The organism is Pseudomonas sp. KH_017, assembly GCF_057840285.1.
Window position 1 is genome coordinate 5101052 of the sequence record NZ_CM174509.1, and the last position, 18381, is coordinate 5119432.

16 protein-coding genes are annotated in these 18381 nt (G+C 58.7%); 6 read left to right on the forward strand and 10 right to left on the reverse strand.

The genetic code is table 11. The annotated features are described in order from the left end of the window. Positions 1–46: 46 nt before the first annotated feature. Positions 47–382, reverse strand: a complete 336-nt coding sequence (locus tag AC3IT6_RS23180; RefSeq protein ID WP_223446721.1) for a ribbon-helix-helix domain-containing protein — start codon at positions 380–382, stop codon at positions 47–49. Positions 383–911: 529 nt separating this feature from the next. On the opposite strand from AC3IT6_RS23180, the gene AC3IT6_RS23185 reads away from it, so the two are divergent. Beyond that, positions 912–1514, forward strand: coding sequence for a cold-shock protein (locus AC3IT6_RS23185; protein ID WP_008052457.1), 603 nt, complete (start codon positions 912–914; stop codon positions 1512–1514). 64 nt (positions 1515–1578) lie between these two features. On the opposite strand, the gene AC3IT6_RS23190 is transcribed toward AC3IT6_RS23185, so the two are convergent. Both AC3IT6_RS23190 and AC3IT6_RS23195 read right to left on the reverse strand, forming a co-directional pair. After that, positions 1579–1785 carry a SlyX family protein gene (locus AC3IT6_RS23190; RefSeq protein ID WP_008052459.1) on the reverse strand — a complete coding sequence of 69 codons (207 nt, stop codon included), beginning with the start codon at positions 1783–1785 and terminating at the stop codon, positions 1579–1581. A gap of 3 nt (positions 1786–1788) precedes the next feature. Beyond that, complete coding sequence (locus AC3IT6_RS23195; protein ID WP_150726852.1) at positions 1789–2214, reverse strand: HIT domain-containing protein; 426 nt, start codon at positions 2212–2214, stop codon at positions 1789–1791. Positions 2215–3124: 910 nt separating this feature from the next. On the opposite strand from AC3IT6_RS23195, the gene AC3IT6_RS23200 reads away from it, so the two are divergent. Next, positions 3125–4471 (forward strand): OprD family porin, encoded by a 1347-nt coding sequence (locus AC3IT6_RS23200; RefSeq protein WP_489353069.1) that lies wholly within the window; start codon positions 3125–3127, stop codon positions 4469–4471. A gap of 145 nt (positions 4472–4616) precedes the next feature. On the opposite strand, the gene AC3IT6_RS23205 is transcribed toward AC3IT6_RS23200, so the two are convergent. Then, positions 4617–5459, reverse strand: coding sequence for a mechanosensitive ion channel family protein (locus tag AC3IT6_RS23205; RefSeq protein ID WP_223446725.1), 843 nt, complete (start codon positions 5457–5459; stop codon positions 4617–4619). A 137-nt stretch (positions 5460–5596) separates the two neighbouring features. Then, positions 5597–6082 (reverse strand): YajQ family cyclic di-GMP-binding protein, encoded by a 486-nt coding sequence (locus AC3IT6_RS23210; RefSeq protein ID WP_007977344.1) that lies wholly within the window; start codon positions 6080–6082, stop codon positions 5597–5599. Between the two features lie 135 nt (positions 6083–6217). Here AC3IT6_RS23210 and AC3IT6_RS23215 point away from each other — a divergent pair, with 135 nt between their 5' ends. Genes AC3IT6_RS23215 through AC3IT6_RS23225 form a run of 3 tightly spaced genes read left to right on the forward strand, consistent with a single transcriptional unit; the run spans position 6218 to position 9801 of the window. Next, on the forward strand, positions 6218–7135 hold the full coding sequence (locus AC3IT6_RS23215) for a putative 2-dehydropantoate 2-reductase (protein WP_223446727.1): 918 nt from the start codon (positions 6218–6220) through the stop codon (positions 7133–7135). Positions 7136–7180: 45 nt separating this feature from the next. Further along, positions 7181–9217: a sensor histidine kinase gene (locus AC3IT6_RS23220; RefSeq protein WP_489356653.1), complete on the forward strand. Its 2037-nt coding sequence runs from the start codon at positions 7181–7183 to the stop codon at positions 9215–9217. A gap of 2 nt (positions 9218–9219) precedes the next feature. After that, entirely contained in the window at positions 9220–9801 is a 582-nt protein-coding gene (locus tag AC3IT6_RS23225) for a cob(I)yrinic acid a,c-diamide adenosyltransferase (RefSeq protein ID WP_489353072.1), read from the forward strand. A gap of 113 nt (positions 9802–9914) precedes the next feature. Here the strand turns inward: AC3IT6_RS23225 and AC3IT6_RS23230 are convergent, their stop codons facing one another. From AC3IT6_RS23230 to secA, 4 genes are all read right to left on the reverse strand, one after another. Further along, positions 9915–10859, reverse strand: coding sequence for a Nudix family hydrolase (locus tag AC3IT6_RS23230; protein WP_489353074.1), 945 nt, complete (start codon positions 10857–10859; stop codon positions 9915–9917). Continuing rightward, positions 10856–11488, reverse strand: a complete 633-nt coding sequence (locus tag AC3IT6_RS23235; RefSeq protein ID WP_489353076.1) for a glutathione S-transferase family protein — start codon at positions 11486–11488, stop codon at positions 10856–10858. The genes AC3IT6_RS23230 and AC3IT6_RS23235 overlap by 4 nt, the downstream gene beginning before the upstream one ends. Before the next feature lie 179 nt (positions 11489–11667). Further along, positions 11668–12885, reverse strand: a complete 1218-nt coding sequence (gene argJ, locus AC3IT6_RS23240) for a bifunctional glutamate N-acetyltransferase/amino-acid acetyltransferase ArgJ (protein WP_056726069.1) — start codon at positions 12883–12885, stop codon at positions 11668–11670. A 119-nt stretch (positions 12886–13004) separates the two neighbouring features. Continuing rightward, positions 13005–15740 carry a preprotein translocase subunit SecA gene (secA, locus tag AC3IT6_RS23245; protein WP_489353078.1) on the reverse strand — a complete coding sequence of 912 codons (2736 nt, stop codon included), beginning with the start codon at positions 15738–15740 and terminating at the stop codon, positions 13005–13007. A gap of 307 nt (positions 15741–16047) precedes the next feature. Between secA and AC3IT6_RS23250 the strand changes: the two genes are divergently transcribed. Further along, a complete protein-coding gene (locus AC3IT6_RS23250) occupies positions 16048–16503 on the forward strand; it encodes a DUF721 domain-containing protein (protein WP_489353080.1) in 456 nt (151 codons plus the stop codon). Between the two features lie 119 nt (positions 16504–16622). On the opposite strand, the gene AC3IT6_RS23255 is transcribed toward AC3IT6_RS23250, so the two are convergent. After that, on the reverse strand, positions 16623–18101 hold the full coding sequence (locus tag AC3IT6_RS23255) for a helicase HerA-like domain-containing protein (protein WP_489353082.1): 1479 nt from the start codon (positions 18099–18101) through the stop codon (positions 16623–16625). Between the last annotated feature and the right edge of the window lie 280 nt (positions 18102–18381).

Consider the following 18381-nt stretch of genomic DNA (forward strand, 5'->3'; position numbering starts at 1 on the left):
CCGTAAGACTGCACAGACCGACACTCTGCTGCTTTCGCCGCCTGGGCTAGGCCGTGACGGCGCAACCCCCTTCCTTGAGACTGTGCACGACACAGACAACCCGCACCAATCCACTGAAGTTCCTTACCCCGCCGTGACGCAAGTGAACTTCGCGGTCCACGTGAGATAACAGGCTGCTGACCGAACAACCATTGGCCCGGGCCATCTCCCCCAAAATATCCCAATAAACCTGTTCAAGCCGCAAACAGGTGGCGAAACCATTCAACCGTACTGAGCGGGACAAGGGCTGGGCCAGCCCCATATCGAACTCGCGAACAAACGGATCGACCCTTACATCCTTGTGCGAACCGTATCGCCCCTCTTTTTGCCGTTCATAAACCATAACGCTGACACTCCTTTGCCATCCTGGTTTTTTATGAGCAACTGTGTGTCGACTTATAAAAACGCAGGTGCAAAGGTATATCCAGCTGACTTTATGACCTTCGACGTAGGATAAGCCAACAACTGTTGGCAGACCCTGGAGATCGTCCTACTCCGGACAATTTCCCACGCAGCAAAGTGACGCCCCCTTCAGAAGCACCGCATGGAATGCCGTAGGAAAGAAGAGCGCGAACAACACTTCAAGGCGTCATCCACGCACGCGAGCGTTACTGATCAGCCGTAGGTACCGCAACAACCCCGCAACCCGGGGCAACCTGCGGCAAATCATCCCCAAAGAGCCGCCGGACGCCCTGATTTGAGTAGCCTGCGGCTTTGCTGTTAAATAGACAGCGTGTCGCCAGTGCCTATTTTTTCCGGGCGCGGCGCATAGGCTGATACCGGGTACGTGTCCAACGCCTCTTTATTATCTTGAAGCGAACCGTGCGCCATCAGCTCTTCCTTGTGAGCTGTCTTAACGTGAGTTAATCAAAATGTTGAAAATCGTCCATCTGTTGATAGGCGCAGCGGCCTTGCTGCTGTCCTTCATCCCTAGCCTGCAATCCGAAGCCTTACCTTACCTGCAACAACCCGACGCGCTGTACCTGGCCTTTTTCGGCCTGCTCAACCTCACGCTTGCACCTGTCATCCCTTACTGGAACAAAGGCCCGCGTCACCAACTGCAAAACCTGGTCAGCGCCCTGCTGGTTCTGAGCGTGGTCCTGCAAACCCTGACGCTGATCGCACCGATGCCCGTCATCGCCGGTCAACCCGCCGTTCTGTTCAGCCTGGTCGCAGCCCTGATCGCCGTTGCCCTGCACCTGGGCATCAGCTTCTACAAATCGTCACCAGCCGCCGCCTCGCCAAGCTACGACATGAGCAACCGCGATACCGGCACCGTCAAGTGGTTCAACACGTCCAAAGGCTTCGGCTTCATCTCCCGCGACTCCGGCGACGATATCTTCGTCCACTTCCGGGCCATTCGCGGTGAAGGTCACCGCGTCCTGGTCGAAGGCCAGCGCGTGGAGTTCTCCGTCATGAATCGCGACAAAGGCCTGCAAGCCGAAGATGTGATCGCCGCGCTGCCGCGCCGCTGATTCAAGGCTAAAAAAAACCGCGCACAGCCGAGCTGTCCGCGGTTTTTTTGTGCCTGCGATTTACTTAATAGTGAGGCGGCGGCGCTTCTTCTTCGAATGACTCGAACTGTCCGACCATTTCCTCCTGCCGCTTGAGCAGTGCGGCCATTTGCAGTTGCAGGCGTTCGACCACCCGCTGCTGCGCCACCAGCACATCATTCAATGCCTGGATGGTGTCATCCTGAAAGGCCAGACGGCTTTCAAGCTCGGTAACGCGTTCTTCCAGGCTCATGGTTCAGCCCTCCAGAAACGTAAAATCATCGGTCAAAATCAGACGCAAACGTTCGCGAATGGCGACGATCTGCTCCGACTTGTAGGGTTTTGCCGGGTGTTTACCCCAAACCGGCGCGGGCCAGGCGGCATCTTCGCGCTTGCGCACAATCACATGCATGTGCAACTGACTGACGACATTACCCAGCGCCGCAACATTCAACTTGTCCGCATCGAACGAGTCCTTGAGCACTTGCGACAGCGCAGTTGTTTCCTGCCAGAGCTGTTGCTGGTCTGCGACATCCAATTGAAATATCTCGCTGATAGCCTCGCGACGAGGTACCAGGATGAACCAAGGATAGTTCGAATCGTTGGACAGCAGCAACCGGCAGAGCGGAAAGTCCCCGATCGGTAACGTGTCTTGTTGAAGTCGTGGATCTAAAACGAACACTGCGCGCACTCCCGCCGGATCATCATTTTTCAGCTTAGCGCCCATCCTGACGGGACAGCGCGCCAAACGACCGGACGGCAGCATACCTGTGAACGGCGCACGCTTCACGACGAACCTTATGCAGAAGTCACGAGCGCCAACGAAAGGCTGACAGCCCGCCCCCGGATGAGACACTTTTCGCTGCTGCGCACCATTACAGAACTGACAAACCGACAAAAAATACCGAAATGACTGATTTACAAGGAGGAGTTCGTTTCAGACAAGCGGTCAACCTGGGTGAACTCAGCACGACACAATTTTTTTTGCACCAAAACCGCACAGTGGGTCTACGCTGAACGCTTCGACATCCGCCATTTACTCACTGGCGGGGTGATCCGGTAACATTTTTGGTTGTCATGCAGCGGACCAGAAGGGTGCAACATGATGCCAGACAAGGCGTCAAGCCCAAACTAAACGCGCTTGAACCCCCGGTTTTATGAGGTTTTTACAGCGTCAGACACTCAACTGGAAAAAAGCTGCAACAAAACCCGATTTTGTGCACACTTGTTGCATTCATACCCAACATGGCCTGAGTGGCACCCGCTGGAAGCGGAGGCCCTCAGGCAAAAAAAAACAGTGGCAAGGTAGCCCGATGGAGATTCAAACGTTTCACCAGGACTCTTTTTACCGACGCCAAGGCTCGGAAAACAGCACAAAAGTTGTCAGCCCGGTTGTGTCGGAGCGGGAAATTTGCGACATCTACCATGCTATTTGCGACAGGGTCGTAAAGAAGGCGAAAGGTTAGATACGCAAGTATCGCCAACATTGTCGGCGTGATATAAGTTTGCGCCGACACAAAAAGAAAGAGCCGCCCAGATAATAAAACAGGTGGGACGGCAGTACTCTTCTAAAACCAAAGGAGCAAATCACGATGCGCGTGATGAAGTGGAGCATGATCGCACTGGCAGTTGCAGCAGCAGCCAGTACCCAATTGGCTACGGCCGCCCCTTTCGTAAGTGACCAGGCTGAAGCCAAAGGTATTGTTGAAGACAGCTCCTTGAACTTGCTGGTTCGCAACTACTACTTCAACCGTGACAACAAAGATGGCGGTCGCGACCAGAAAGACTGGACCCAAGGTATCTGGGGTAACTTCAGCTCCGGTTATACCCAGGGTCTGATCGGTGTAGGCGTTGACGCATTCGGTTACCTGGCAGTCAAACTGGATGGCGGCGACGGCACCTCCGGCACAGGCAACATGAGCCGTAGCGACACCGTTAATGCCAACGGTTCTCGCGACGTTAACGACAGCCAGGGTAAAGCCGGCGGCGCCGTTAAAGTCCGCATCTCCAAAACCGAGCTGAAATTCGGCGAAATGCAGCCAAGCACTGCGCCAGTGTTCGCTGTTGGCGGTTCCCGTATCCTTCCTCAAACTGCTACTGGCTTCCAACTGCAGAGCAGCGAAGTCAAAGACCTTGACCTCGAAGCCGGTCACTTCTACTCGGCGTCCAGCCAGGACAAAAACGCTAGTGACGGCGGCCTGTTTGCAACCTACGCTGGCGTAGAAGCCAACTCCATCGACTACTTCGGTGGCAAATACGGCATCACCGAAAACCTGTCGGCATCGCTGTACGGCGCCAAGCTGGAAGACATCTGGAACCAGTACTACGCCAACCTGAACTACACCATCCCGTTTGGTGGCGATGAGTCGCTGAACCTGGACGGTAACATCTACAACACCCAAGATACCGGTGACGCCAAAGCGGGCGAGATCAGCAACACCGCTTACTCCCTGGCAGCCGCTTTCTCGTTCATGAAAGCACACACCATCACCCTCGCCTTCCAGAAGGTTAACGGTGACACTCCGTTCGACTACATCGGCGTGGGTAAAAACAACCGCGGCGGCGACTCGATCTTCCTCGCCAACTCCATCCAGTACTCTGACTTCAACGCCCCTGGCGAGAAGTCTGCCCAGGTTCGTTACGACCTGAAAATGGCTGAGTACGGCGTTCCAGGTCTGAGCTTCATGACCCGTTACGTTAAAGGTTGGGATATCGACGGCACCAAAACTCCTGTAGGCAGCCCTTACGCTGGCCTGTATGGCGAAGACGGCAAGCACAACGAGACCAACTTCGAAGCCAAGTACGTTGTTCAGACTGGCCCGGCAAAAGATCTGTCCTTCCGTATTCGTCAAGCATGGCACTTCGCTAACGCCGACGAAGGTGAAGGCGACGTGAAAGAGTTCCGTTTCATCGTCGACTACCCGCTGTCGGTTTTGTAATCGCATCCAGTTAGTTTGCGGCAACAAAACAAAAGGCCCATCTTCGGATGGGCCTTTTTTTGTTGGCTGTCGCCTGACTGCTTTAACGACCTGCCCCTTACAGAACATGCCTGACCAAAGAGTCAGACATTGCTCAAAAGACCTGTCACTGCACCGCAGATTCCTGAACCACACGAATAACCCGCTGTGGAAATGGAATATCGATGCCGGCCTCTCTCAGGCGATCACGGGATAGTTCGTTGAACATGAACATCACGTCCCAGTAATCGGCAGTCTTTACCCAGACACGAAGCGAAAGTGTGATCGAACTGTCACCCAGGGTAGAAACAACTGCCTGTGGTTCCGGATCTGCCAATACCCGCGGATCCTTGGCCAATTCCAGCAACACTTCACGGGCTTTCTGCAGGTCCGCTTCGTAATCCACACCGACATCAAACACGACCTTTCGGGTCGGCTGACGGTTTGTGTTGGTGATGATGCCGTTCGACAGATTGCCGTTAGGCACGATGATGGTTTTGTTGTCACCAGTACGTAGCACGGTATGGAAAATCTGGATGCTGTCGACAGTACCGGCGATACCCTGAGCCTCGATCCAGTCACCGATGCGAAACGGACGGAACAGCAAAATCAGCACGCCACCGGCGAAGTTCGCCAGGCTACCCTGCAAGGCCAGGCCAATGGCCAGGCCCGCCGCACCAATTGCCGCGACAAACGAAGTGGTTTCCACACCGATCATCGAGGCCACGCTGACGATCAGCAGGATCTTGAGAATGATGTTCGCCAGGCTGCTGATAAAGCCTTGCAGCGCCAGGTCGGCATTACGCAATGCAATCAGGCCGCCGAGCTTTTTCGTGACCTTGTTGATCAGCCACCAGCCGATGGCCAGGGTGATGACCGCCAGCAGTACACGGCTGCCGTATTCCATGATCATCGGGATCCAGGTTTGGGATACCTTGACCAGATTGTCTACCTCGGCATTTAAGTCCATCTACTCTCTCCTGTTTTCCGGCTACCCGGCATGCGTAAAAAAAGCGGCAGAAAGATCGAACCGCGACGGGCTCAATCGTTTCTGCCGTTGCTTGGGCCTCCGACGTCACAAACGCCAAGAGGTTCCCGCTTTCAGACTCAGTCGCGGAAGTTGTTGAACTGCAGCGGCATACCGAATTCCTTGGCCCGCAGCACTGCAATGGCTTCTTGCAGGTCATCACGCTTTTTGCCGGTGATGCGAACCTGCTCGCCCTGAATGGCCGCCTGGACCTTGAGCTTGGCATCTTTGACATGAGCGACGATTTTCTTCGCCAGCTCCTTGTCGATGCCTTCCTTGAGGACGGCTTCCTGTTTCATCAGCTTGCCCGACGCGAACGCGTCCTTGACTTCAAGGCACTGCACGTCGATTTTGCGCTTGACCAGCGCCAGCTTGAGGATCTCAATCATCGCTTCGAGCTGGAAATCCGCTTCGGCGGTCAGGTTGACGGTCAGGTCTTTTTCCTTGAACTCGAAGCTGCCTTTGCCTTTCAGGTCATAACGACGATCGAGTTCCTTGACGGCGTTCTCGACCGCGTTGGTGACTTCGTGTTTGTCCAGTTCGGATACCACGTCGAACGACGGCATGTAATCTCTCCAAATTTAAAGGCGCACTGATGGAGCACGCCTGGCTTGCGGTTAAAATCCGCGCTGATTATAACGGGTCTTTCCCATCATTCACTGCGAGCTGCCGATGCACGCGTTAAACAGAGCAAAAAGCTGATGTCCACCACCTGGCATGTACTGGGCGCCGGCAGCCTCGGCACTTTATGGGCGACACGTCTGGCACGGGCCGGCGTGCCGGTCAGGCTGATCCTGCGGGACACCGCGAGACTGCAGGCCTATGAGGCGGCCGGTGGATTGACCCTGGTTGAACACGGCGAAGCGCGACACTATGCCGTGCCCGCCGAGACAGCCGACAGCCCCCAACCGATCAACCGCCTGCTGGTGGCGTGCAAAGCCTACGATACCGAAAGTGCGGTGGCCCGACTGGCGCCACGCCTGGCCCCAGGCGCCGAACTGATCCTGCTGCAAAATGGCCTGGGCAGTCAGGACGCGGTGGCCGCACAGGTTCCTCAGGCACGCTGCATCTATGCATCGAGCACCGAAGGCGCCTTCCGCGATGGCGATTGGCGCGTGGTGTTTGCCGGGCATGGCTTCACCTGGCTGGGGGATGCGAGCCATCCGGTGGCGCCGATCTGGCTCGATGACCTGAGCGCTGCCGGCATCCCCCACGAGTGGAGCACCGAAATCCTGACCAGGCTGTGGCGCAAACTCGCCCTCAACTGTGCGATCAATCCGCTGACGGTGCTGCACGATTGCCGCAACGGCGGTTTGCAGCAACATCAATGTGAGGTCGCCACCCTGTGCGGTGAACTGGTGGAGTTGCTCGAGCGTTGTGGTCAGCCGGCAGCGGCCGAAAACCTGCAGCAGGAAGTCGAACGGGTGATTCACGCCACCGCAGCCAACTACTCCTCGATGCATCAGGACGTCACGAGCCAGCGCCGCACAGAAATCAGCTACTTGCTGGGTTACGCCTGCAAAGTGGCCGGGCGCCATCAACTGAACCTGCCTCACCTCAATCAGCTTGAGGCAAGGTTGATCGCCCGCCTGCAAAGCCTTGGATTGCCCAGCGACTGAGCAGCGGCTACGCTGGCCACTTGTTCCTTGTCTGCGATGAATCCGATGCCATTGCGCCAGCGCCTTGAAAACCTGCCCGTCGGCCAGAAACTGCTGGCCGCCCTGCTGGTACTGATGGTCACCGTCCTGCTGGTTGCCAACCTGACCTTTATCAGCGCCGCCTACTACATTTCCCAGGAAAGCATGGCGCCCCAGGCCCTGCAGACCATCGGCCGGCTGGTATCCAACCCGAGCCTGGCCTCCGAAGCCCTGGCGTCACCGCAAAGCGCCGAGCGCCTGCTGAATGAACTCAACAGCTATTCGCCGTTGCGCGCGGCGGCCCTGTATGACGCAAAGGGCGAGCGTTTGGCGCAATTGCAGCATGGCGACAATCTGGAACTGCCGAAGCGTTTCCGGCATATCGAAGACTGGCAGATCACCGAGTTTCGCACCAATCAAGTCATCCCCCTGCCCCGCACCGGTGCTGCACCAGGGCACCTACTGTTGGTGGCCTCGAGCGAACTGCCAATGGCGTTCTACACCGGGACCCTGACGGCCAGCCTGGGCATTCTGATCTTCAGCGTCTTGCTGTGGCTGATCATTGCCCGCCAGATCAAGCGCCTGATTACCCGGCCGATCCACCAACTCGAAGAGTTGTCCCGGCAGGTAACCCGTGAAGAAAACTACGCACTGCGTGCTTCGCGAGGAAACCACGATGAAATCGGCAGCCTCGCCGAGGCGTTCAACACCATGCTTTCGCGGATCGAGGCCAGGGAGCAGCAACTCAAGCGGGCCAGGGACGACTCCCAGGCAGCCTACGACCAGGCCCAGGGTCTGGCGGAAGAAACCCGCCATACCAACCGCAAACTGGAGCTCGAAGTCCAGGTGCGCAGCAAGATCGAGAAAAAGCTCACCGGTTTCCAGAACTACCTCAACAGCATCATCGACTCCATGCCGTCGGCGCTGATCGCCCTCGACGAACAGCTCTACGTGACGCAATGGAACCAGGAGGCCAGCGCCCTGTCCGGCACGCGTCTCGATGAAGCCCTGAACCAGCCCATCTTCCTTGCCTTCGAACCGCTCAAGCCATTTTTGCCGCAACTCAAGGAAACGGTCGAGCAGCATACGGTGGCCAAGATCGAACGAGTCACCTGGCTCAAGGACGACGAACCCCGCCACTACGCCCTGACTTTCTATCCGCTGATGGGCGGTGCCGGGCGTGGCGTGGTGATCCGGATCGACGACATCACCCAGCGCCTGTCCCTGGAAGAGATGATGGTGCAGTCGGAGAAAATGCTTTCGGTCGGTGGTCTGGCCGCCGGCATGGCCCACGAGATCAACAACCCGCTGGGTGCGATCCTGCACAACGTGCAAAACATTCGCCGACGCCTGTCCCCCGATCTACCGAAGAACCTTGAAGTGGCCGAACAGGCCGGCATCGAACTGGCGACGGTCAATCAGTATCTGCAGGTGCGTGAAGTGCCGCAGTTGCTCGACGGCATCCAGCAGGCCGGTGCACGGGCGGCGAAAATCGTCACCCACATGCTCAGTTTCAGCCGCCGCAGCACCCGCCAGATGGCCCCATGCGATCTACCCGCCCTGATTGACCAGGCCGTGGAAATCGCCGGCAACGATTTCGATCTGGCGATCGGTTTCGACTTCAAGGGCCAAGCCATCATTCGTCAATTCGATCCCGCGCTGGGAGCGGTCCCCGGCACCGCCAACGAACTGGAGCAAGTGCTGCTCAACCTGTTGAAGAACGCCGCGCAAGCCATTCACCAGCGCGAAGACGACAGCGAGCCGGGGCGGATCATTCTGCGCACCCGGCTGAATCCGCCATGGGCGGAAATTCAGGTCGAGGACAACGGCATCGGTATGAGCGAAAGCGTGCGCAAACGCACCTTCGAGCCGTTTTTCACGACCAAGGAAATCGGCCAGGGCACCGGGCTTGGGCTGTCGGTGTCGTACTTCATCGTCACCAATAACCATAAGGGGCAGATGGAAGTGCAATCGACCCTGGGCCAAGGCACTTGCTTCACCTTGCGTCTGCCCCTGGCGAGCACGCCGCCTGTGCCGCAAGAACTCAATCTGCTATCGAGGTAACCATGGGCTTTCGTTTGTCGAAGATTTACACCCGCACTGGCGACAAAGGCGAGACCGGGTTGGGCGATGGTCGTCGCGTACCGAAAGATCACCCGCGCATTGAAGCAATCGGCGAGGTCGATACGCTGAACAGCCAGGTTGGGGTGCTTCTGGCCGGGCTGGCGGCAGAAACAGCTCGGTTTCCAGGGTTGAACGAAGTGATCGAGGTATTGGCTCCCTGCCAGCATCGGTTATTTGATCTGGGCGGCGAACTGGCGATGCCGGTGTACCAAGCATTGAATGCAGCGGAAATCGAACGCCTGGAAGCGGCGATCGATGTGTGGAATGAAGAGCTGGGACCACTGGAAAACTTCATCTTGCCCGGCGGTTCGACGCTGATTGCCCAGGCCCACGTCTGCCGTAGTCTGGCGCGCAGCGCAGAACGGCGCTGTCAGCAACTCAATGCGATTGAACCGTTGGCCGGGGTTGGCCTGGCGTACATCAATCGGTTATCGGATTTGCTGTTTGTGGTGGCGCGGCTGATTGCCAAGCGTCAGGGAGTGGCGGAGATTCTTTGGCAGCCGGCGGCGAAACCTGAGGTTTAGTCGGCGCCTCTCAGGACCTCTTCGCGAGCAAGCCCGCTCCCACAGTGGATTTGTGGCGCACACAAAACCTGTGGGAGCGGGCTCGCGAAGAGGCCAGCAGGAGCGCTACAAAATCAGACCCCAGGCCAAAACGCCCGAATCCCCGCCACACCCTGCGCCCCCGCAGCCCAGGCTTTCTCGACCTCAGCCGGGCCAACCCCACCCAGCAGGAACACTGGCTTGCTGAACCCCTCGATCAAGCTCGACGCCTGCTCCCAACCCAACGGCTCGGCGCCAGGGTGAGTCAGGGTCGGCTGCACCGGCGACAAGGTCACGAAATCCACCCCCATCTGTTCGGCCAGCGCCAGCTCTTCAGCGTTATGGCATGACGCCGCCAGCCAGCGCGATTCCGGGAGCGGTCGGCCAGCCGCTGCGTATTTGCGCAGCTGCGCCGAGGTAATGTGCCAACCCGCGGACGGGAAGTCGCCCAGCCATTCGAACGGCCCCTTGATCATCAATTGCGCCTTGCCGGCACACAGGCCTACAGCATCCACTGCCAGGTCGCGGTATTTCGGGTCGTAACCGTTCGGTGCACGCAACTGGATCAGCTTGATGCCGCCGGCAATGGCCTTCTGGATGCCGCGCAGCAAGGCTGGGGTTTCCAGATCTTCCGGGGTAATCAGGTACTGAGCGGGTAACTTCGCGGCCGCGACGATCGGCTGATTGGCTACCGGAAACTCGTAACCCGACAGGTCGCGGGGCGACACCCAGGCCAGCGGTTGGCCTTCGGCGCCGTGGGGCTCGCCGGTAAACACCGAGACTTCCCAGACATCCAGCAACACCTGTTTGTCCGGGTAATCGTGCCGGACCTTGATCAGCGGGCGCGCCGCGCCGACCACAATGCCCAGTTCCTCATGGAGTTCGCGGGCCAGTGCGGTTTCGACCGACTCGTCGGCCTCGACCTTGCCGCCTGGAAACTCCCACAGGCCACCCTGGTGCTGTGAATCCGCACGACGGGCGATCAGGATTTGGCCACTGCCATCGCGGATGACGGCGGCGGCGACATGGACTCGTTTCACCTTTGCAACTCCTCCAGTCCGGCCTTCTGCCAGGCCTTGAACGCAGGCCATTGGTAGAGGGTTTCAACGTAGGCTTCGTCAGCTGCGGACAGATTCACCCGATAGGTGCGCAGGCGCACGGCGATGGGTGCAAAGAACGCATCGGCCAACGTGATGCGGCCAAACAGGTACGGACCGCTTTCGGTCGCAGTGGCACGACACTCGGCCCACAACGCCGACATGCGCTCGATGTCCGCCTGGACATCGGCCGGGACCGGCGACAGCGCTGCGTCATGGCTCAGGTCGAATGGCATGTTGCCGCGCATGGCGAAAAAGCCACTGTGCATCTGCGCGCACGCCGAACGCGCCTGGGCACGGGCGGCGGTGTCTTTGGGCCACAGGTTCGCATCGGGGAACCGTTCTGCCAGGTATTCGGCAATCGCCAGGGAGTCGGCGATGGTGCCGTGTTCGGTCTTCAACAGCGGGACCTTGCCGGTCGGCGAATGCTTGAGCAGACGCTCGCGGGTGTCCGGCTGGTTCAGCTTGATCAGTTCTTCGGTGTAGGAAGCGCCAGCCAGATCGAGGGCCAGAGCCCCGCGCAAGGACCAGGAGGAATGCAGTTTGTCGCCGATGATCAGGTGCAGGCTCATGTTCGGGGTGCCTTCTCGTCAGGGTAACAAGCCAGAATATCTAGCGTCTGGTCGTCAGCCTTCGCGAGCAAGCCCGCTCCCACAGTTGATCGGGCAGTACGCACATCTTGTGTTCACTGAAGATCTCCTGTGGGAGCGGGCTTGCTCGCGAATGGGACGACTCGGTCTTGAACCGTGTATTAAGTACGGTACTCGGCGTTGATCTTCACGTATTCGTGGGACAGGTCGGTGGTCCAGATGGTTTCGCTGCAATCGCCACGACCCAATTCGATACGGATGGTGATTTCTTCCTGCTGCATCACCGCCGCACCCTGGGCTTCGGTGTAGGTCGCCGCGCGCGCGCCACGGCTGGCAATGCACACGTCGCCGAGGAACACGTCGATCTTGCTCACGTCCAGGTTCGGTACGCCGGCACGGCCTACGGCCGCCAGGATACGGCCCCAGTTCGGATCGGAAGCGAACAACGCGGTCTTGATCAGCGGCGAGTGAGCCACGGTGTAACCGACGTCCAGGCATTCCTGGTGATTGCCGCCACCGTTGACTTCAACGGTGACGAATTTAGTCGCGCCTTCGCCGTCGCGAACGATGGCCTGGGCCACGTCCATGCACACTTCGAACACCGCTTGCTTCAACTTGGCGAACAACTCGCCTTCGGCGCGGGTGATTTCCGGCAGTGCTGCCTGACCGGTAGCGATCAGCATGCAGCAGTCGTTGGTCGAGGTGTCGCCGTCGATGGTGATGCGGTTGAACGACTTGTTGGCGCCGTCCAGCATCAGGTTTTGCAACACGTCGCGGGAGACTTTGGCGTCGGTGGCGATGTAGCCGAGCATGGTCGCCATGTTCGGGCGAATCATGCCGGCGCCTTTGCTGATACCGGTAACGGTGATGGTCACACCATCGTGCTGGAACTGACGACTGGCACCTTTTGGCAGGGTGTCGGTAGTCATGATGCCGGTGGCGGCAGCTTCCCAGTTGTGGATCGACAGGTCGTCGAGGGCCGCTTGCAGCGCGCCTTCGATTTTCTCGACCGGCAGCGGCTCGCCGATCACGCCGGTGGAATACGGCAGCACCTGGCTGGCATCGACACCGGTCAACTCGGCCAGTTTCGCGCAAGTGCGCTCGGCGGCGGCCAGGCCAGGTTCGCCGGTGCCGGCATTGGCATTGCCGGTATTGGTCAGCAGGTAACGCACAGGGCCTTGTACGCGTTGCTTGGCCAGGATCACCGGTGCGGCGCAAAAGGCGTTTAGGGTGAACACGCCGGCAACCGTGGAGCCTTCAACACAGCGCATGACCACAACATCCTTGCGCCCTGGGCGCTTGATGCCGGCCGAGGCAATACCGAGTTCAAAACCGGCAACCGGGTGCAACGTTGGCAAAGGACCAAGACCAACAGCCATGAATGCGCTCCTTTATAGATGATGTCAGCACCGTTTCAGCAGAACGGTGGTTCGAATGGTAAAACGCCGCGACGGCAGAAGCCGGTCGCGGCGCGGGTATTTCAGCGTTTGAAACGGGTTTACTGAATCTGCCCGTGGCAATGCTTGAACTTCTTGCCCGAACCGCAGTAGCACAGCTCGTTGCGACCCAGCTTCTGCTCGTTGCGAACCGGCGCGGCAGCGAGGGCAACATCGACCTCTTCGCCCAACACTTCCGGTTGCTCAAGGCCCGGAGCCTCTTCATGCAGGAACTGCATGCGAGCGGCCAATGCCTCGGCTTCCTGACGCAGGCGTTGCTCTTCTTCGATCGGATCTTCGCGGCGAACCTGAACGTGGGACAACACACGGATCGAGTCGCGCTTGATCGAATCCAGCAATTCGGAGAACAGGGTGAACGACTCGCGCTTGTATTCCTGCTTCGGGTTCTTCTGGGCATAGCCACGCAAGTGGATGCCGTGACGCAGGTGATCCATGGTCGACAGGTGGTCTTTCCACAGGTCGTCCAGTACGCGCAGAACGATTTGCTTCTCGAAGGTGCGCAGCGCTTCGGCGCCCGCCTGGTCTTCTTTCTCGTTGTACGCGGCGATCAGTTCCTGCATCAGCTTTTCGCGCAGGGTTTCTTCGTACAGGTGATCGTCTTCGTCGAGCCATTGCTGGATCGGCAGCGTCACACCGAAATCGCTCTGTAATGCAGCTTCCAGACCGGCCACGTCCCACTGCTCAGGTAGCGATTGCGGAGGAATGTGTGCGCTGACGGTGGCGTCGAGCACGTCCTGACGGAAGTCAGCGATGGTCTCACCGATGTTGTCGGCGGCCAGCAACGTGTTACGCATGTGATAGATCACTTTACGCTGTTCGTTGTTGACGTCGTCGAACTCGAGCAGTTGTTTACGAATGTCGAAGTTACGGCCTTCAACCTTGCGCTGAGCCTTTTCGATGGCGTTGGTCACCATGCGGTGCTCGATCGCTTCGCCAGGCTGCATGCCCAGGGCCTTCATGAAGTTCTTCACCCGGTCAGAGGCGAAGATGCGCATCAGGCTGTCTTCCAGCGACAGGTAGAAACGGCTGGAACCGGCGTCGCCCTGACGACCGGCACGACCACGCAGCTGGTTGTCGATACGGCGCGATTCATGACGCTCGGAGGCAATCACCTGCAAACCACCCGATTCGAGCACTTGCTGGTGACGCTTCTGCCAGTCGGCCTTGATCTGGGCAATCTGCTCAGGGGTCGGGTTTTCCAGGGAAGCCACTTCCACTTCCCAGTTACCGCCCAACAGGATGTCGGTACCACGACCGGCCATGTTGGTGGCGATGGTCAGTGCGCCCGGGCGACCGGCCTGGGCAATGATCTCGGCTTCCTTTTCGTGGAACTTGGCGTTCAGGACCTTGTGTTCGATGCCTTCCTTCACGAGCAGGCTGGACATGTGCTCGGAGGTTTCGATGGTGGCAGTACCGACCAGAACCGGACGGCCCGCGGCCATGCTTTCCTTGATGTCAGCCACGATTGCCGCGTATTTCTCGTCGGCGGTCAGGAACACCAGGTCGTTGTAGTCTTTACGGGCGAGCGGCTTGTTCGGTGGAATCACCATGACCTGCAGGCCATAGATCTGGTGGAACTCGAACGCTTCGGTGTCGGCCGTACCGGTCATGCCGGACAGCTTGTTGTACAGACGGAAGTAGTTCTGGAAGGTGGTCGATGCCAGCGTCTGGCTTTCGGCCTGGATGTTCAGGTTTTCCTTGGCTTCGATGGCCTGGTGCAGGCCTTCGGACAAGCGGCGGCCCGGCATGGTACGGCCGGTGTGCTCGTCGACCAGTACGACCTGACCGTCCTGCACGATGTACTCGACGTTGCGATGGAACAGCTTGTGCGCGCGCAGGCCGGCGTAAACGTGGGTCAGCAGGCTCAGGTTGTGCGCCGAGTACAGGCTCTCGCCTTCAGCCAGCAGGCCGATGCGGGTCAGCGTTTCTTCGACGTACTGGTGACCGGCTTCGTTGAGTTCGACCTGACGGGACTTCTCGTCGACGGTGTAGTGGCCGGCCTTGGTGACTTCGCCTTCCACTTCTTCGACGTGCAATTCAAGCGTCGGGATCAGCTTGTTGACCTCGATGTACAGCTTGGAGCTGTCCTCGGCCTGACCGGAGATGATCAGCGGCGTACGGGCTTCGTCGATGAGGATGGAGTCGACTTCGTCGATCACGGCAAAATTGAGTTCGCGCTGGAATTTTTCTTCCATGCTGAACGCCATGTTGTCGCGCAGGTAATCGAAACCGAATTCGTTGTTGGTGCCGTAGGTGATGTCGGCGGCGTAGGCAGCGCGCTTCTCTTCCGGCGGCTGGAACGGCGTGACAACGCCGACCGTCATGCCGAGGAATTCATACAGCGGGCGCATCCAGTTGGCGTCACGGCGGGCCAGGTAGTCGTTCACCGTCACAACGTGCACACCGTTGCCGGACAGCGCGTTGAGGTAAACGCCCAGTGTTGCCACCAGGGTCTTGCCTTCACCGGTACGCATTTCCGCGATCATGCCTTCATGCAAGGTCATGCCGCCGATCAGCTGGACATCGAAGTGGCGCATGCCCATGACACGCTTGCCGGCTTCGCGGGCGACCGCAAAGGCTTCTGGCAGCAGTTTGTCGAGGGATTCCCCTTTGGCGATGCGGGCCTTGAACTCGCTGGTCTTGGCACGCAATTGATCGTCCGAAAGGGCCACCATTTGCTCTTCGAAGGCATTGACGAGTTGCACCGTCTTGAGCATGCGTTTGACTTCACGCTCGTTCTTGCTTCCAAAAAGTTTCTTTAACAAAGGCGCAAACATATCGGCAGGATCTTCCACACTAAAGGGATGGAGGGCGGCCCCGTGAGTCGCCCGTGCAGCCCTCATGGCCGCATGCGAACGAGCATTCTACCCGGAAACGATGGAGAGGAAAGTGGCGATATTCCACGATGCTGGCACAGCGCTTTGACGGGGCTCACTTAAAATAAGGGCGTTTTGCTCAACTTCAAGCCGTTCAAGACAGAAGTTAGTTGTTGATTTAATGGGCAAAGCACCCACAAAAGCAATGGGCGGGTGCATCCGGCGCTTTCTGCTACCATGGCGCCTCTGTTACTTCAGGTGTCTGATCATGGCATTTCGCCCACTTACGGCCAAAGTACCTGCCGTTCTACTACGCGAAGCCAAGCCGCTGAAGGCCATTCTCGGCCACGCTCAACGCCTGGGTCATCTGCAACGTTTGCTCGAAAGCCAATTGCAACCCGCCGCTCGCGAGCATTGCCACGTGGCCTCCTGGCGCGAAGGCAGTTTGTTGCTGATTGTCACCGACGGTCATTGGGCAACCCGCCTGCGCTACCAGCAGAAGCGCCTGCAACGGCAACTGCAAATGTTCGACGAGTTTGCCAATCTGACCCGGATCCTGTTCAAAGTTCAACCGCCGACCGTTCAGCAAGGTGCGGCCGGGCATACCATGGATTTGTCCAACGACGCGGCAGCGACCATTCAGGCCACGGCCGATGGCATCAGCGACCCGAATTTGCGGGCAGCGCTGGAGCGGTTGGCGGCGCATGCAAAAACAAGATCCTGACACAGACCCCATGTGGGAGCGGGCTTGCTCGCGAAAGCGGTGTGTCAAACAACATAACGTTGACTGACATGCCCTCTTCGCGAGCAAGCCCGCTCCCACATTGACTGTGCTCGCTCAAGCTAGCGGCGTTTTTTGCTGCCTAGCAACGAGCCCATCAAGCCGCGCACCAACTGTCGGCCAATCTGGTTCGCCGCCTGTTGCATCGCCGATTTCAGCGCCTTCCCTGCCGCTGTGCCGAGAAACTCTCCCGCCTGCTCAGTGAAGCTCGGTTCCTGTTTGCCCTGCTCCGCTTCGGGCTCCGGTGCCAGTCCCTTGCGTCCCATCAGCACTTCATAGGCTGATTCACGATCGATCGGTTGGTCATAACGCCCTTTGAACGGTGAGCCTGCGATCAATATCGTGCGCTCGGTTTCGGTCAAAGGCCCGATCCGCGATTGCGGTGGTGCGACCAGAACCCGCTGGACCATTTCCGGTGTGCCCTTTTCCTGCAGGGTGCCGACCAGCGCCTCACCGATCCCGAGCTCGGTCAACACCGACAACGCATCGAACGCAGGATTCGGGCGGAAACCTTCGGCCACTGCGCGCAGGGACTTCTGCTCCTTGGCGGTGAACGCACGCAGACCGTGCTGGATGCGCAAGCCCAACTGAGCCAGTACATCATCCGGCAGGTCACCCGGCGACTGGGTGACGAAATACACGCCCACGCCTTTCGAACGAATCAGCCTCACGACTTGCTCCAGACGATCACGCAATGCCTGGGGCGTACCGTTGAACAACAAGTGAGCCTCGTCGAAGAACAGCGCCAGCAACGGTTTGTCGGCATCGCCACGCTCCGGCAACTGCTCGAACAGCTCGGCCAGCAGCCACAGCAGGAACGTCGCGTAGACTTTCGGCGCTTCATGCACCAGGCGGCTGGCATCGAGCAAATGAATGCGCCCACGGCCATCCGCAGTGGGTTGGAGGATGTCTTCGAGTTGCAGCGCCGGCTCGCCAAACAGGGCTTCGGCGCCCTGTTGCTCCAGGGTCGCCAGTCGTCGCAGCAGCGCCTGGCTGGAACCGGTGGTCATCAATGCCGCATCGTCGCCCAGCAACTGGGGGTTGTCCCGCAGATGATTGAGCAACGCCTTCAGATCCTTGAGATCGAGCAACAACAGGCCTTCGCGGTCCGCCACCTTGAACGCGGCGTACAGCGCCGACTGCTGACTGTCTGTCAGTTCCAGCAGGCTGCCCAGCAGCAGCGGCCCCATTTCACTCAAGGTTGTGCGTAAAGGATGACCGGACTGACCGTGTATGTCCCACAACGTCACCGGATAAGCCTGAGGCTTGTGGTTGAGCCACGGCATCCCGGCAATCCGCTCGGCGATCTTGCCCTGGGGGTTGCCGGCGGCGCCAAGGCCGCACAGGTCACCCTTGATGTCGGCGGCGAACACCGCCACGCCCGCATCGCTGAAGGCTTCGGCCATTCGTTGCAAAGTGACGGTTTTGCCGGTGCCAGTCGCGCCCGCGATCAAACCGTGGCGGTTCGCCAGGCGCATGGCCTGGGCAATCGGCAGCCCTTCGAGATCGGCGCCGATAACGAGTTGCAATGAGTCAGGCATTTGGTCACCCATGATTAATCTTTGGTCCTACACGGCCGATAGAGATAACGACAAAGCAGTCAGACACGATCTGGTCGGAAATTTCCCTAAGGAGAGTCGGAAAATTCACTTGCTTTCAACCTTGCCCGTTGTGCGCCCCTTTATAAAAGCACGCGCTGGACATTAAGACCTTAGCGGAACCCCAAGCCATGAACAAAAATCTGCGTTTCAGCCATAAAATCCTGCTTGCCGCCGCCCTCATTGTGATTGCCGCCTTCGCCTCATTCACCCTGTACAACGA

Coding starts and splice junctions, on each gene's coding strand:
- AC3IT6_RS23180 (WP_223446721.1), bottom strand. CDS start 382: ATGGTTTATGAACGGCAAAAAGAGGGGCGATACGGTTCGCACAAGGAT.
- AC3IT6_RS23190 (WP_008052459.1), bottom strand. CDS start 1,785: ATGAGCCTGGAAGAACGCGTTACCGAGCTTGAAAGCCGTCTGGCCTTT.
- AC3IT6_RS23215 (WP_223446727.1), top strand. CDS start 6,218: ATGTCCACCACCTGGCATGTACTGGGCGCCGGCAGCCTCGGCACTTTA.
- AC3IT6_RS23210 (WP_007977344.1), bottom strand. CDS start 6,082: ATGCCGTCGTTCGACGTGGTATCCGAACTGGACAAACACGAAGTCACC.
- secA (WP_489353078.1), bottom strand. CDS start 15,740: ATGTTTGCGCCTTTGTTAAAGAAACTTTTTGGAAGCAAGAACGAGCGT.
- AC3IT6_RS23225 (WP_489353072.1), top strand. CDS start 9,220: ATGGGCTTTCGTTTGTCGAAGATTTACACCCGCACTGGCGACAAAGGC.
- argJ (WP_056726069.1), bottom strand. CDS start 12,885: ATGGCTGTTGGTCTTGGTCCTTTGCCAACGTTGCACCCGGTTGCCGGT.
- AC3IT6_RS23220 (WP_489356653.1), top strand. CDS start 7,181: ATGCCATTGCGCCAGCGCCTTGAAAACCTGCCCGTCGGCCAGAAACTG.
- AC3IT6_RS23185 (WP_008052457.1), top strand. CDS start 912: ATGTTGAAAATCGTCCATCTGTTGATAGGCGCAGCGGCCTTGCTGCTG.
- AC3IT6_RS23255 (WP_489353082.1), bottom strand. CDS start 18,101: ATGCCTGACTCATTGCAACTCGTTATCGGCGCCGATCTCGAAGGGCTG.
- AC3IT6_RS23205 (WP_223446725.1), bottom strand. CDS start 5,459: ATGGACTTAAATGCCGAGGTAGACAATCTGGTCAAGGTATCCCAAACC.
- AC3IT6_RS23235 (WP_489353076.1), bottom strand. CDS start 11,488: ATGAGCCTGCACCTGATCATCGGCGACAAACTGCATTCCTCCTGGTCC.
- AC3IT6_RS23250 (WP_489353080.1), top strand. CDS start 16,048: ATGGCATTTCGCCCACTTACGGCCAAAGTACCTGCCGTTCTACTACGC.
- AC3IT6_RS23200 (WP_489353069.1), top strand. CDS start 3,125: ATGCGCGTGATGAAGTGGAGCATGATCGCACTGGCAGTTGCAGCAGCA.